Source organism: Methanolobus sp. WCC1 (genome assembly GCF_045690315.1).
Classification (GTDB): Archaea; Halobacteriota; Methanosarcinia; order Methanosarcinales; family Methanosarcinaceae; genus Methanolobus; species Methanolobus tindarius.
In genome coordinates this window covers 2,148,824-2,164,534 of sequence record NZ_CP146979.1, presented here as the reverse complement: position 1 = coordinate 2,164,534, position 15,711 = coordinate 2,148,824, and the positions used below count along the sequence as shown (strand labels likewise).

Here is a 15,711-nt window from a genome sequence, read left to right as displayed (position 1 = left end):
GTAAATAATTATATAAAAATATATCCTCAAATACTATATAAATGCATCTATATATGCCTCAATGTCTTTAGATGCTGATTTTATATTATTGAGGATTATTCAGAAACAATATCCTGATACCCGGATTTGACAATATTCAATTGTTCATCTTTTCCTAATATATTTCTGGAATCTATTAATAAGAGAATGCGATTCTCAAGTTTGCCTACACCTTTTACACACTTTGAACTTTTACCGGAAATGAGCATTTCAGGTGCCGGGTCAATATCAGTAGAAGGAATCCTGAGTACTTCACTGACAGAATCAACCATAAGTCCTACAATTATATCTTCAAGTTCCGTGACAATTATACGTGAATTGTGATCCTGTTCTTTCATTTCTACATTAAACATATTTGCAATATTTACAGCTACAATTATATCGCCGCGTATGTTGACAATCCCTTCAACATAATCCGGTGTCTGTGGAATTTGTACCAGTTCAGGAACGCGTATTATTTCCTTAACGCTGGAAATATCCATTCCGAATTCTTCACCGGCAAGTTGAAAAACAACTACCTGGAGCATGTCTCCAGTAGTTGCATTTGTATTTGAAATCGTATCTTCCATTAACAATTCCTCCTTATCAGATAAGTGCGGTATTCTTAACTAAAGATTCATCTTTTTCAGTTTTCCCGGAACCTATGCTATTCATTCCGGATTCTGTGCAAACGATTCTGAACCTGTTGACAACTCTATTCATATCTTTAGCAATCTCTGATAACCCATCAGCAGAATTTGCAAGTTCGTGCATTGAAGATGTTTGCTCCTGAACTGCTGCTGCAGTTTGTTCAGTTCCTGCTGCTGTTTGTTCGGAAATAGCCGCCACTTCTTCAATAGATGATGCAACCTGTTCAATGGCTGCAGATTGTTCTTCAGCAGCTGCTGCAATGTCAACAACCATTCTGGTGATATCATCCACAGCAATTATTACTTGTTCAATTTCCCTGACGCCTTCGCCTAATGACTCTGCACCCCGTGTAACTTCGGTGGTACCCATTTCCATTGAGGTGACTGCTTCTGAAGTTCCGTCCTGTATTTCATGAATCAGATCTGCAATCTGTTTTGCAGCGTTTCCTGAATCCTCTGCAAGTTTTCTGACCTCATCTGCCACAACAGCAAATCCACGTCCGTGATCCCCTGCACGTGCTGCTTCGATTGCGGCATTCAGTGCAAGCAGGTTAGTCTGATCAGCAATATTTGTGATAAGGTTAACAATCTCGTCAATACGCCTTGATTTTTCTTCAAGATTATTGATAACAGAAGCAGATCCGGATACAGCATCTTTAATGTCATCCATCATTTTGAGAAGTTCATTACTGGTTCTGCCAAGCTCAGTCATTTTCTGATTTGATTCGCGTGCATGGCTTGCAACATTTTGTGAATTGCATGCAACATCCTGTATACTCTTTGTCATATGCTGCATGGTGCGTGAAACTTCTTCTGTTTTAGTAGACTGGTCCTGTGATCCGCGTGATATTTCTTCCACCGTTCCTGAAACTTCATTTGCAGAAGAGTTTAGTTGTGTGGTTGCTGCTGACATGTTTTCCGCAGTATTAACCACCATCTCTGCAACGTTCATTACATGTGAGACAACATCGTTGAGTGACATACGTGCACTTTCAATTCCATCTGTAAGTTTTCTGAAATCCCCTACAGATTCCACGGCAACTCCTCTTGTAAGGTTGTCTTTTGCCATCTCTGCCAGAACCTCGCTGGAATCATTAATCAGTTCCTGCAGATCCTTACCAAAAGTGTTCAGGGTATTTGCCAGTTCAGCAAAGTCACCATTCATTTTCATTTGTATTCTGGAGTCAAGATCACCATTTGCATAGGAGTTGATCACCTCGCAACTTATGTTCAATGGTGTTACAATCGCATCAAGTGTGTTGTTAAATCCTGCAACTATTCTCGCGAAATCGCCACCATGCTGTGAATCATCAGCACGAATTGAAAGCTGCCCTTCCACACCTGCCTGCGCCAGTAATTGTGAATCCTTTACAAGGAGATTTATAGCATCAATGCAGGTATTGATATTGTTTTTAATCTCGTTGAAGTCTCCGTAATAAGTATCTGTGATTCTTTGCGGAATATCACCTTTTGAAATCCTGTCAATATATTCCGCAGCTACATTCAAAGGTGACACCACAGCATCGAAAGCTAAATTTACATCCTGTATGGCTTCATTGTACACTCCTTCAAAACCAGATGGATCTGCTCTGAAATCCAGTTTACCTTCCTCTACGGCAGCACCAAGGGCAACAAACTGGTCAACAAGACCCTGTATGTTTTCCATCATATGGATGTATGCAGGCAGGAATTCATCGTTTTCAGATCTCTTTCCAAGACCTCTGTAAACGTCAAGCATCTGAAGATCACCTGCAGCTATTTCCTTGGTTGTATCCAGAATACGAATTATATGGTCTAAAGCTTCATTTGTTCCTTTTGCAAGTTCCCCGAATATTCCCTGATAGTTATTTTCGACCTTTACAGTAAGATCATTGACTGCTGAGTTGTGAAGAACGGTATTACATTCAGTAAGAGCTCCAAGTCCGTCAATACACATATTGAGGTTGTTCTTTATTTCATTGAAGTCCCCTCTGTACTCATCTGTGATCTTTTCGGGAATTTCTCCTTTTGAAATGCGGTCAATGTATTCGGCTGCTACATTCAGAGGTCCTATGCATGCATCAAGACAATCGTTTACTCCTTCTACAACTTTGCGGAAGTCTCCGTGATGCTTACTGGCATCTGCACGTGTGTCCAGACGTCCGTCAACCCCTGCCTGTGCCAGCATTACTGACTCCTCAACTAAATAATTCACAGCATAAATACATCCGTTGATGTTGTTCTTTATCTCATTGAAGTCCCCGTAATACGTATCAGTGATAGGTGCAGGAATATCTCCTTTTGATATTCTGTCAATATATTCGGCTGCAACATTCAGGGGTGAGATGACGGCATCAAAAGCTGTGTTTACATCCTGTATTGCTTCTTCAAAAACACCTTCAAAACCAGATGGGTTAGCCCTGTGATCAAGTTTTCCATTTTCAACTTCTGAACCAAGGACTACGAATTCGTCTACCAGACCCTTTATGCTCTCCATCATCTTTATGTATGCAGGAATGAATTCGTCATTTTCGCATCTCTGTCCAATTTCCCTGTATATTTCCAGCATTTTTAAATTTCCGCTGGCAATTTCCTGGGTTGTGTTCAGAACGACTCTGTTGTGTTCTATTGCTTTATTTGTACCTTCAGCAATTTCCTTATATATTCCCTGATATTCACTCTCTACTTTGGTTGTGAGATCGTTGACTGCCATTTTTTGGAGTACCTCATTACATTCCGTAAGTGCTCCCAAACCGTCAATACACATGTTGAGATTGTTCCTTATTTCGTTGAAGTCTCCATTATATGAGTCTGTGATCTTCTGTGGGATGTCACCTTTTGAAATCCTGTCAATATACTCAGCTGCAACATTCAGCGGACCAATGAATGCATCAAGACAGCCGTTTACTCCTTCCACAACCTTGCAGAAATCCCCATTGTGTCTGCTGGCATCGGCACGCATGTCAAGTTGTCCTTCAACTCCTGCCTGTGCCAGCATTATAGAATCTTCTACCAGGGCGTTGATAGAATCAATGCACATGTTGAGATTGTTCTTTATCTCGTTGAAGTCTCCTTTGTATTCGTCAGTAATCTTTTCAGGAATGTCTCCTTTTGATATTCTGTCAATATATTCTGCAGATACATTTAGTGGTCCCATCACAGCATCAAGTAGCTGGTTTACACCTTCCAGTATACTCTTGCAATTACCGGCTAACCCGGAAGTATCACCACGGGCATCCAGTTTCCCCTCCACCACTGCATTAATCAGATCTGCAACCTGATTTGCAAGCATTTCGTTATGGAAATCTTCCGCTTCTTTTAGTTCAATAATACTTTTGTTTTGCATTACTTCATTTTTAAGAGAAAAATAGTCATCCAAAAGAAAATTTAATGATTGGGCAATTTGAGCATCCTGATTTGAATCTTTGGGAGAAATCCTGGCTTCTGTATCTCCTGAGCCAACTGCTTCAAGTACATTAATAAGTTCTGTTTTTAATTTATCGTTCATTCCTAACATAGTTAACCCGTCCGCTAACGATTGGCAACTTTTGCACATCTCTCTGTGATATTTTTGCGTAGAGTCTCACATTTGATGAGCATCTTTGCAATGCAAAAGAATATTATATTGACTAGATATATAAATTTATTCTATATACAAATATATATTGAACAAGAAGTAAGGTGAGCTAGTTTTTTTGTTAGTTCTTTTATGGAAGATGCTATCGTATTTTGATATTAAGTGCAAACAAGCCCCTGTGTTATTGTGTATTACTTCCGATTAACAGTCGTATCAATCGCAAAATTTATATGAGGATACAGTACACCATTATATTTATGGAGTTATACAAAGAGGAGTCTGCTAAGATTAAATCTCTTCTTAAAGAAAATCCTCGTGGTATGAGTGTTACGGATATTTCTAAAAAGGTAGCTGTTAATCGAAATACTGTTGCAAAATATCTTGAACTCCTGAGAATCAGTGGCCATATTGAAATGGAAAATGTGGGTACTGCAAAAGTCTATTTTTTATCCCAGAGGATACCGGTTTCCACATTACTTAACTTTTCATCTGATTTTATTGTAGTTATTGATGATAACAACAGAATAGTTCAGGCAAATGACAGGTTTACGGAACTGGCAAAGGTTTCTAAAAGTGAAATTCAGGGAAAAAAACTCTGTGATGTGTTTCCTCCAATGATATCCAATAAAACTCTGCTTGATAGTATAAAACATGCCAGGAAAGGGGATGATCAGGTGGAAACACTGGATTTGTTTGTTGACAATAAGTTGTGTTTTTTCAAGACCAAGATAATCCCTTCTACATTTGATGACGGAGAAATCGGTGTCACTCTGATCATGGAAAATATTACAGAAGAAATTAATTCCCGGAATCTTCTCAAGAGTCAGCAGGAAGAACTGGAATTACTGGTTTCCCAGAGGACATCTGAAATTGAAAAAGCTAATGAGATGCTAAAAAGAGAAATTGCTGAGAGAATAAAGATCGAAGCTGAATTAAGAGAAAGTGAGAACAAATATCGCCTTCTTGCCGAAAATACCATGGATTGCATCTGGACAATCGACAAAGATCTGGTTTTTACTTATGTGAATCCTGCCGTATCTGATATAACAGGTTATACGCCTCAAGAGTGGATTGGTACTAAACTGAGTGATCATTTTCCCGAAGAAGAAATGAAAAAGCTTAATGATATCATCTGGTACTTCCAGATAAACGGTCCAGATTATTCAAGAACCCGCATAGAGTCTAAAATGTATAATAAGAACAGGGATCTGGTGCCTATTGATATCTATGGAAAAATGCTTCTTGATGAGCATGGGAAGTATCAGGGTTTTCAGGGAACTACCAGGAAAATAGAATTTTGATTAATATTTCATGGCAATGTAACTATATTTTGTTCTGTTTTTTCATTTATAAATCATGATTATGTGGCATTTGTAGATATATAAACGCTCACCAGAAACTACATAAAAGAACATGATATATAAGGTACAATTTCATCTGGAAATTAGATGATTCTCTATCACATTGACTATTATATTATTATAAATACTCCCGGAGGATTCCTATGAAAGTAAAAATAACTGAAACTATTCTTCGAGATGCGCATCAATCCCTCATTGCCACAAGAATGCGCACACGGAACATGCTTCCGATTGTGGATAAGCTAGATCAGGTCGGATACTATTCCTTAGAAATGTGGGGCGGTGCAACATTTGACAGTTCTATAAGGTATCTTAATGAAGACCCATGGGAGAGGTTGAGAGAACTTAAAAAACACATGCAAGAGACTCCTGCACAGATGCTTCTCAGGGGGCAGAATCTTGTAGGTTACAGGCATTATTCTGATGATATTGTTGAGAAGTTCGTAAAGAAAGCTTATGAAAACGGTATCGATATCTTCAGAGTATTTGATGCTGTTAACGATATACGCAACATGGAAAAAGCTATAACTGTAGCTAAAAAGGAAGGAGCACACGTACAGGGTACAATTGCGTATACTATCAGTCCGGTTCACACCATTGACAAATACGTGGAACTTGCAACCGGTCTTGCAGAGCTTGAATGTGATTCAATCTGTATAAAGGATATGGCAGGTCTTATCTCCCCACAGCAGGCATATGACCTTGTAAAAGCACTCAAGGCAGAGGTGAATATCCCTGTTGACCTGCATGCTCACTGTACATCAGGTATGGCACCAATGAGTTATATGTCCGCATGCAGAGCCGGTGTTGATATTCTTGACACTGCACTTTCTCCATTTGCATGGGGAACATCACAGCCACCTACAGAGTCCATTGTGGCATCACTTGCTGAGACAAAACGTGCAACAGGACTTGATCTCGAACTTATATCCGAAATTTCACAATATTTCAAGGATCTCAAGGAAGAATATCGCTGTATCCTTGACCCGATTTCCGAGCAGGTAGATACCAATGTCCTGCTTTACCAGATCCCCGGTGGAATGCTTTCCAACCTTGTTTCTCAGCTTAAAGAGCAAGATGCACTTGACAAGTTTGATGATGTACTCAAGGAAATGCCACTTGTCCGTGCAGAACTTGGTTACCCGCCACTTGTTACACCTACAAGCCAGATTGTAGGTACCCAGGCAGTTCTTAATGTGCTTATGGGTGAAAGATACAAGGTAATTCCAAAAGAGGTGAAGGATTATGTCCGCGGCCTCTACGGCAGGCCACCACAGAAGATCAGTGATGAAATTATTGCAAAGATAATTGGTGACGAAGAACCGATTTCATGCAGACCTGCAGATCTCATTGCTCCGGAATATGAGAAGGCTAAAAAGGAAGCTGAGGAAATGGGTATTGTCAGTAAGGAAGAAGACATCCTGACATACGCACTCTACCCTGCAATTGCTCCAGCATTCCTCAAGGGCGAACTCGAGGAAGAACAACTTACGCCTGTTATGGAGAAAAAGCATCCTTGTGCTGCAGCAGCTGATGTTACTGGCATACCAACAGACTATAAAGTTGAGATTGATGGCGAGGTTTTCAATGTAAAGGTCAATCCTGTTGGTGGCTCAGTTCAGGTTGTAGACTCTGCTGAGAAGCCAACGGCAGACTCTGTGGCCGGAGCTGTAACAAGCCACATGCAGGGAATGGTACTATCTGTCAAAGTGGCTATAGGAGACTGCATCAATGAAGGTGACACGGTTTGTGTTATTGAAGCCATGAAGATGGAAAATGCGATTCATGCACCTCATGGCGGTACTGTAAAGGCTATACTGATTTCAGAGGGTGATGCCGTGAAATCAGGCGATGTACTTTTGAGTATTGAGTAGGTGAACAGACATGTTCAAGAAGGTACTTATCGCTAACAGGGGTGAGATAGCAATACGTGCAATGCGTGCATGCCGTGAACTGGGTGTGCAGACAGTCGCAGTACACTCCGAAGCTGACAAGAATGCTCTCTTTGCAAAGTATGCGGATGAAGCATACAATATAGGTCCTGCACCTTCCAGCCAGAGCTATCTGAATGGTGACAAAATAATAGAAGTCGCACTTGAATGCGGAGCAGAAGGAATCCATCCCGGATACGGTTTCCTTTCAGAAAATGCTAAATTTGCACGCAAGTGTGAGGAAGCAGGTATTACGTTTATCGGCCCTTCAAGTAAGGCTATTGAACAAATGGGAAGTAAAATTGCTGCTAGAAATACCATGATAGCAGCCGGCGTTCCTGTGGTTCCTGGAACCAACGAAGCAATCTCTGATCCAGAAGAAGCTGCAGATATTGCAGATGGTATAGGCTATCCTGTTATAATCAAGGCATCTGCTGGTGGCGGTGGAATTGGAATGAAGATAGTCCATTCCAGAGGTGATTTCCAGAATGCTCTTAACTCAATACAGTCAGTTGCGGAATCAGCTTTCGGAGATTCAACCGTATTTATAGAGAAATACGTGGAGGAACCAAGGCACATTGAGTTCCAGATACTTGCTGACAAGTATGGTGATGCTGTATATGTAATGGAAAGGGAATGCTCAATCCAGCGCAGGCACCAGAAGCTTATCGAGGAAGCTCCATCCCCGGTAATGACGCCTGAATTGCGTAAGCAGATGGGTGAAACTGCTGTAAAGGCTGCAAAAGCAATAGGATATGAAAATGCAGGTACAGTGGAGTTCCTTTACTCAAAAGGTGACTTCTATTTCCTTGAAGTTAACACCAGACTTCAGGTAGAACACACCATCAGTGAGATGATAACAGGTATTGATCTTGCAAAACAGCAACTTCATATTGCATGTGGAGAACACCTGCCATTCAAGCAGGAAGATATCACCATTCGTGGATGGGCTATTGAATGTCGTGTCAATGCTGAAGATCCGCTGAATGATTTTGCTCCTTCACCAGGTAAAATTAGAAGATATCGCTCGGCAGGAGGACCAGGTATCAGGGTCGACAGTGGTGTCCACATGGGTTACACTATTTCACCATATTATGATTCAATGATATCCAAGCTCTGTGCATGGGGAAGTGACAGGAATGAAGCCATTGACAGGATGCAGCGCGCGCTCTATGAATACGTTGTTGTGGGTGTAACTACTAACATACCATTCCACAAGGCGGTAATGAGACATCCTGCATTCAGGGAAGGAAAACTCACCACACATTTTATAGATGATTATAATATCATCGATGATGTCAGAAAGGTTGTTGAGGAAGATTCCGCCAAGGGAGCAACACTTGCATCAGCACTTTCCAACCAGGATCAGAAAGTTGCTGCGGTAACTGCTGCTGTTAGCTCATATGTGAATGCTGCCAAAAAACAGACAAAGTAATAAACTTTGGCAGCGTATGTTTAATTTGGGAGTAAACATCCGATGGTGGAATGCCTGTGAATGATAATAAAAAAGCAATTATCAGCATATTAAGAAAATCAGAAGGAACTCCAGTGTCCGGCCAGGAGATAGGGCAAAAATTAGGCATTACCAGGGCCATGGTATGGAAGTACATAAAAGCCCTTCGCAAAGAAGGATACGATGTCCGTTCTTCTCCTAAGACCGGGTATATACTGGATTCATGTCCTGATAAAATAGATCCTGATATGCTGCAAAGCATTCTTAAGACCACTCTCATTGGTAGTGATATTCAGTATTATGCAGAACTGGAATCCACTAATAATACTGCCAGGGAAATTGCCCCTGGGGCTTTAGAAGGTACTGTTGTACTGGCAGAGACCCAGAAAAACGGAAGAGGGCGCATGGGTTCGGAATGGCAATCTGTTCCTGGTGGATTGTGGCTGTCCCTGATACTTAAACCTTCGATTCCTCTGGAGAGTCTTTCAAAAATCACTCTTGTTGCGGGTATTGCTGTAACTAATGCTCTGAGAGCTGTAGATGTGGATGCACATATCAAATGGCCTAACGATGTTCTTGTTAGAGATAGGAAAATATGTGGAATTCTCACCGAAGTCAGTGCTGAGATTGGAAAAGTAGATTATGTTGTTCTTGGAATCGGCATAAACGTAAATGTCAAGCTTTCTGATCTAAATGAGGATATAAGAAGAAATTCCACTAGTGTTTCAAATGAAATCGGAAAACCTCTTGACAGGACATCTTTTCTTGCATCTCTTCTTTATGAACTTGAGCAGCAGTACATAAGGTTTAAGACAAGACAGTTTGCTGAGATTGTGGATGAGTGGATCAATCTTTCAGATACAATAGGAAGAAATGTAAGAGTAAGGACTCCTGCTATGCTCATTGAAGGTAAAGCAGTTGGAATTACTGAAAAAGGGGCACTTGTGGTTCTTGATAAAAATGATAAAAAACACGAGATCATTGCCGGTAATTGCCGTTATGCTGATTAAACAGTGATGTGTTCTTCATGACTTTTTTGAAAAGAACGTCTTATGTGTTCTTCATGATTCTTTTTTTAAGCATGATACTAATAGTTGTAACAGCGGTTAGTGCCGAACCTTTGCGTATCAATGCGGCTCTGGGCATGGATGGGGATGCAGATACTGTACTTATCAACGGTACAGGGATATTTCTGACAACAGGTGATTCCTGGGATTTTTACCAGGGTTATTCCTTAAATGTAAAAAGTGTTAATCAAGACCAAAAGCAGGTGTGGGTGAAGCTTTTACATGATGGTGAACTACTACAGGATGATATCCTGTCAGAAGGTGATATTTTTGTATATTCCAAAAATACGGAAATAATGAACATTACGGTAGATACCATTTACATAAGTCCCGGAGGAGAACTGATCACATTCAAACCTATTTATCAATATCTGGATGAAGAGTATCCTGAACCAGAGCTCGAAGAAACGATGGATAATTCCACACAGGAAGAAGAGCAAAATTCAACAGTTAATCCATCTTCCATGCAGACAAATGGATTTTCCATTTTTCAGGCATTTGCATGCATATCTGCAGTAATATTGTGCAGAATTGCTATTAACAGGTGAATCCAGTATAAGTTTAAATATTACTTATATAAAAAATATAATAAAAACAGAAGGGAAAGATCAGAATTTAAGATCTCCCTTTTCCATAAGAACTTTCAGGTCTTCAAGACTCAGGCGACCACTCTTTTCCAGTTTCTCTTTTGCAACAACAAGATGCTCTTCCTGCTTCTTATCATCCTTTTCAACCTGGATGTCATTGAGTTTGCTAAGATAAACATCAAGTTCTTCCCTAAGAGCTGCTATCTTCTTTTTGAGTGGGTCTATTTTTTCCCTGATTGGAGCGGTAACTGCATATTTCTCGGATATCTGTGAGTGAGCGGTGTCTGCTGCTTTTCTCAGTTCATCTGCCTGATTGTAGAGTTCTATCATTTCTAAATGATGCTTCTGTGACTCTTCAGCAAGCTTGCCAATTTCACTGCCGAAATCCTCTCTGGACTCAAATACTTCTTTTGATTCGGCATATGTCTCCATCAGTTTTTCATGCATTGCATTAGCATCAAAAGCTGCTCCCAGACGTTCTTTCAGGTCAAGTAGTCTTCCGAAAAGGTCTATTTCATGTTTAAGGGGAATATCTGCATTAAGGAAAAGTTCAAGGTCTGCAGCATAGGCTTTGGATAGTGTCTCTACACTTCCTTTAGACAGCTTATTGAGTTCGTCTCTTTTCGTCTTGAAATCGCTGATGTTATCAGAGAACACACGGCTCTTTTCATTGACTGCATTTCTGGATGCCTTCAGTGAAGAGATCTTTGCATTTATTTCGTCTCTTTTTGACTTTGAATCACGTGCTTTTCCTACCAGATCTCTTACCTGGGCGTTCAGCTTGTCTCTTTCCTTTTTCAGGTCATCGGTATTTGTACGGTGAAGTTTGAGTTCACGGAAAATACCTTTAAGCTCACGTTCATGGTGGCCGATCTGGGTTCGAAGATCGTTCACCTTATTTTTGAGGTCTTTTTCATTCATTGACGAAACATCGATATCGCTCATGCTTCAACCTCCTGCTTCTCACCGGTAAGTGGTTGTTTTTCCCAGTAACCCTGAGCTTCCTTGTGACTGTTGATCCTGTTCTCCAGCCATTTGTAGCGTGGCTCAATCTCTTTAACTCCTTCCTCATAGGAAGACATATTGCTATTAAATGATTCTTCAGAGCTGTCTATTGAGCTCATCTCTATTTTATATCCCAGAGCATCTTTCACCCTGTCACTGATGGCCGCAAGCTTATCGTCGATGCCGGATGATTTTGACTTCAGTTCTGAAATACTCTGAAGAATTGAATCAACCTGTTGCTTTTCTTCTTCAGGACTTAGTGAACCTTTTACTTTGGACAGCTTATCCATTACATTAGATTTCTCGCGGGTAAAATCGCTATCAGATACAGATTCTGCGAGCTCATCCAGTAATTTTTCTGCCTGATGATAGAACAGCTGTCTTTTTTCAGCCAGTATCTCCATCTTTTCCAGAATATCTGTTCGATTCTGTCTGGAAGAATCAATGTTATCCTGAAGTTCCTTCATTTTGCTTCCAAGTTCATTGAATTCAGTAGTATATTCATCAATGTACTTTTTGTGCTTCTGTACAACGGCTTCGATAAGCTCTTTCCTGTCATAGGTATGTGGCGCACTGTTATTCGCGCCCTGATCCGCCATGTCGTTATTCATAACTAAACCTCGTAGCAATTATATTCTGAATACCTGGGCATGTGCTACTTCATTTATGATTTTCACATTATTTTTATCTACAACCCCACATTCAATGGCACAGGAAACTGCTTTTTCCCCAAAGATATTAACATTGCCGGCTTTTGAAAGAACTTCAACTGCCTTTTCTCTGGATATGAGTTCTCCTTTGTAGAATTCCTCAGTTATAGTAACATTTATGTTACCTTCTTTAAGTGTCTTTCCAATAAGTTCTCTGTCGCACAGAGCAACAATTGTGCTGTCGCCTGATTTATGGATCTTCAGATACATGAGGTCACTCCACCATTAGTTCTAAACTACTTTTACATGCTCTTTGTCGGGTTTGATAAGATCACCGGAACGCCTCATGCGTGCAATAAGGTCTTCAGCATGTTGCCTGTCTATCTGCTGGTTCTGGGCTTCTGCATAGACTTCTTCAAGCGGGGCTTTTCCACCGGGATGCTTTTCTCCAACTGATTTTATAATTTCTTTGACAATCTTTATTCTGTCTCTCTGGCTCTTGCTTGTACCGGAGGCAATCACATCAACATCGAAAGCTCCTGTATCTGGATCAACACCAACCTGCCTGAGACATGAATATACAATTCTTGTTGTCCTTTTAGCATCATCCATATTTGCAACGTTACTGAGTCGCAAGCGTGCACTGGCCTCGGCAAGTCTCACAAGAGCTTCAAGCTGACGTGCTGTTACGGGGACAGGTGCATCCTTTCCGTCTCCCATTCTTCGCAAATCCATATAGAATTTTACAAGATGGTCACGTGCATCATCTTCCATTACCGGGAAAATATTCCTTCTGGAATATGCAACGTATTTTCTAAGGAAATCGGGATCAATTACAGGTTTGATGACTTCCATGTGGCCGTCAACCTGTTCCTGGGTGATTGTACTTGAAGGCAGGTTCTTGCGCTGTTCGGAGAGTTCACCTGCGTAGTGTGATTTGAGAATGTGTTTTGCGATCTTTGAGTCCATGTCCTCATTAGGAGTATCCAGCAGGACAAATATCATATCAAACCTGGAAATAAGAGCTGGAGGCATGTTTATCTGTTGTGCGATACCTTCATACCTGTCAAAACGACCGTATTTAGGGTTAGCTGCACCAAGTAGTGCACAACGGGATTTTAATGTGGCAAGGATACCAGCCTTTGCAACACTGATTGTCTGCTGTTCCATTGCTTCGTGGAGTGCACTCTTATCTTCAGTGCTCATCTTATCCATTTCATCCACTGCGGCAATTCCCATGTCCGCCATGACAAGCGCACCGGCTTCCAGCGTCCAGCGTCCATCTCCAAGATCATCACGTACAGCCGCAGCGGTAAGACCACTTGACGATGCACTTTTACCGGATGCAAAAACACCACGCGGTGAAAGTTTTACCATGTATCTGAGCAACTGACTTTTAGCTACACCCGGATCACCCATAAATAGCATGTGAATATCACCACGCACCCTGGATCCGTCAGGAAGGTGTTTTGCAACACCTGAGAATAATTGAAGTGAAAGTGCTTCTTTCACCTCTTCATAACCGTAAATAGAAGGAGCAATAGATCCGATAACTTTCTGGTATATTTCAGGATCGCGACTCAGGGCAAGTATCTCCTCTTCCTCTTCGGGTGTGATTTCAAGCTCATCAAACTCAAGATCAGTGTATTCAATGGAATTGGCGTGCAGGACTAGATCATAGAAAGGAGATTTTCCTTCTCTTGTGGTTCGCTGGTGAGAGCGAAGCACTCCATTTATAATTACACGGTCACCCGGTTTAACAAGACCTGCAAGGTCATCCTCAATATCAACATCAAGGCTCTGTGGCTGTGTACCACCCTTCAGGTTTTCCGGAGATTCCTGTATCTGAAGTTTCTGTGCATCAACAAAGTCAGATTCATTTACTAATATTTTAAACGGACCTTTTCGACCGCAAGTTTCATTCTCACACTCTTTAGGCTCCTCGAATTTCACATCATTTTGGGGAATCATACTTACATGGTCACAACGCATACATTTGAATGCAGCATTGATGACTTTTGGGCGTACTTCTGTTGCTTTACGTATCATTCCTTCAATAGCAATGAAATTCGAGAGATGCTTACTTCGAAGATCCCTGTTAGGAATTTTGTTTGGAATCTTGATAAAGCGTACCTTAGCATCTATGAGCTTTTTCTCTACAGGAAGATCAATCTGTTGAAGAGCATTGTTCGCACTTGGCAATACCTCATCAGGATTAACAAGAAGATCGCTTGCTATTTCCCTGTCAAAAACATCAAGGTCGTAGAACTCCACTTCCAGACTACGCTCGTCAGGATAACTGTTAGCTAGTTGAAGAATGCTATCCCAATAGTATTTTTTCAGGAAAACTACGAATTTTTCGTCCCACTTACCTTCAGTCATGTTCAATCAATAATTGCTTAAAAATCATTTAGGGAATGCAACATGGGTTTCAAATGATATGAATATTTCGAAACGCATCCCTCACTATCAATCCTAATTTTCATAATCGGAATCATCATCAGTATCATTGCCAGAATTTCTTTTGATCTTCCTGAGAATGCCATGCAATGTGTAAACTTCCCTGGATAACAGGCAGGACCTTCCAAATATCCTCCTGAGCATCAAATTTGTTTTTTCCTTTTTATGTTCCGGGTAGTTGATATCATCTAGAAGTTCTGTAAGGTGTTCATAAAGCAATCTCATATCCCCTGGGTCTGCCAGTGGAGCCTGTGTATTTTTGATATCACTGAACTCGTAAAGGACAACTGCCACAGCATGTGAGAGATTCATGATCGGATAGATATCCGAAGTTGGAATGGACATAATCATATCGCATTTTTTAAGTTCTTCTCTGGTGAACCCATTGTCCTCTCTTCCAAAAAGCACTGCAACTTTTCCACTGCAACCTGAGAGTCTCTCTTTCATTTCTTTAGGCGAATAACCGGGGACTCTGAGGTGCAGATCAAATCTGGAACCTGCTATACCTGTAGTACCTATTATTATACTGCAATCTTCAATTGCTTCGTCAAGGGTTGAAACTCTCTTTGCACTTTCCAGCAGATCCCTCGCATGAGACGACATTGCTCTTGCCTCTCCTTCAAGTTTACAGGGATTTACAAGTACAAGATCAGAATATCCAAAATTTTTCATTGCCCTTGTAACTGAACCTACATTTCCCTGGTACAGGGGTTCAACGAGCACTATTCTAAGGTCCATTTATTATGACTACCTATTGCTTCTTTTTGTTTTTGCCTAATTAAGCATTTGACGACATATAAGGTTAATTAATTTTTTGCCATCATTTGTGTGGATATTAAGCACAACAATACGTCAGCCGATGTAGATTTTAATGATGACAATCTTTAAATAATATCGGCACTACAATCATGCAAACCAAACTGGTTACTTTAGAGTAAAGAATAAATTATCTTTATAATAATTATATATTTAT

The 15,711-nt window shown here is 40.7% G+C and carries 12 protein-coding genes; 5 read left to right on the top strand and 7 right to left on the bottom strand.

Annotated elements, in window-relative coordinates; all coding sequences use genetic code 11:
• Positions 1-95: 95 nt before the first annotated feature.
• Both V7O61_RS10250 and V7O61_RS10245 read right to left on the bottom strand, forming a co-directional pair.
• A complete protein-coding gene (locus V7O61_RS10250; protein WP_407281886.1) occupies positions 96-608 on the bottom strand; it encodes a chemotaxis protein CheW in 513 nt (170 codons plus the stop codon).
• Between the two features lie 16 nt (positions 609-624).
• A complete protein-coding gene (locus V7O61_RS10245; RefSeq protein WP_407281887.1) occupies positions 625-4,164 on the bottom strand; it encodes a methyl-accepting chemotaxis protein in 3,540 nt (1,179 codons plus the stop codon).
• Between the two features lie 317 nt (positions 4,165-4,481).
• Here V7O61_RS10245 and V7O61_RS10240 point away from each other — a divergent pair, with 317 nt between their 5' ends.
• The 5 genes from V7O61_RS10240 to V7O61_RS10220 all read left to right on the top strand — a co-directional run bounded on the left by V7O61_RS10240 (position 4,482) and on the right by V7O61_RS10220 (position 10,584).
• On the top strand, positions 4,482-5,525 hold the full coding sequence (locus V7O61_RS10240) for a PAS domain S-box protein (RefSeq protein ID WP_407281888.1): 1,044 nt from the start codon (positions 4,482-4,484) through the stop codon (positions 5,523-5,525).
• Positions 5,526-5,728: 203 nt separating this feature from the next.
• The gene (oadA, locus tag V7O61_RS10235; RefSeq protein ID WP_407281890.1) at positions 5,729-7,459 is read left to right on the top strand and encodes a sodium-extruding oxaloacetate decarboxylase subunit alpha; all 1,731 of its coding nucleotides are present in this window, start codon (positions 5,729-5,731) and stop codon (positions 7,457-7,459) included.
• A gap of 10 nt (positions 7,460-7,469) precedes the next feature.
• A complete protein-coding gene (locus V7O61_RS10230; RefSeq protein WP_023846101.1) occupies positions 7,470-8,951 on the top strand; it encodes an acetyl-CoA carboxylase biotin carboxylase subunit in 1,482 nt (493 codons plus the stop codon).
• Positions 8,952-9,007: 56 nt separating this feature from the next.
• Positions 9,008-9,979 (top strand): biotin--[acetyl-CoA-carboxylase] ligase, encoded by a 972-nt coding sequence (locus tag V7O61_RS10225; RefSeq protein WP_407281891.1) that lies wholly within the window; start codon positions 9,008-9,010, stop codon positions 9,977-9,979.
• A gap of 17 nt (positions 9,980-9,996) precedes the next feature.
• A complete protein-coding gene (locus V7O61_RS10220; RefSeq protein WP_084324014.1) occupies positions 9,997-10,584 on the top strand; it encodes an S-layer protein domain-containing protein in 588 nt (195 codons plus the stop codon).
• A gap of 60 nt (positions 10,585-10,644) precedes the next feature.
• Here the strand turns inward: V7O61_RS10220 and V7O61_RS10215 are convergent, their stop codons facing one another.
• The 5 genes from V7O61_RS10215 to V7O61_RS10195 form a co-directional block, all read right to left on the bottom strand.
• Positions 10,645-11,568, bottom strand: a complete 924-nt coding sequence (locus V7O61_RS10215; protein WP_288067599.1) for a coiled-coil protein — start codon at positions 11,566-11,568, stop codon at positions 10,645-10,647.
• Positions 11,565-12,239: a hypothetical protein gene (locus V7O61_RS10210; RefSeq protein WP_023846105.1), complete on the bottom strand. Its 675-nt coding sequence runs from the start codon at positions 12,237-12,239 to the stop codon at positions 11,565-11,567. The genes V7O61_RS10215 and V7O61_RS10210 overlap by 4 nt, the downstream gene beginning before the upstream one ends.
• A gap of 18 nt (positions 12,240-12,257) precedes the next feature.
• Positions 12,258-12,548 (bottom strand): DUF424 domain-containing protein, encoded by a 291-nt coding sequence (locus tag V7O61_RS10205; protein WP_288067602.1) that lies wholly within the window; start codon positions 12,546-12,548, stop codon positions 12,258-12,260.
• A gap of 21 nt (positions 12,549-12,569) precedes the next feature.
• Entirely contained in the window at positions 12,570-14,660 is a 2,091-nt protein-coding gene (locus tag V7O61_RS10200; RefSeq protein WP_407281893.1) for a minichromosome maintenance protein MCM, read from the bottom strand.
• A 93-nt stretch (positions 14,661-14,753) separates the two neighbouring features.
• Positions 14,754-15,476, bottom strand: coding sequence for an RNA methyltransferase (locus V7O61_RS10195; protein ID WP_407281895.1), 723 nt, complete (start codon positions 15,474-15,476; stop codon positions 14,754-14,756).
• Positions 15,477-15,711: the final 235 nt, after the last annotated feature.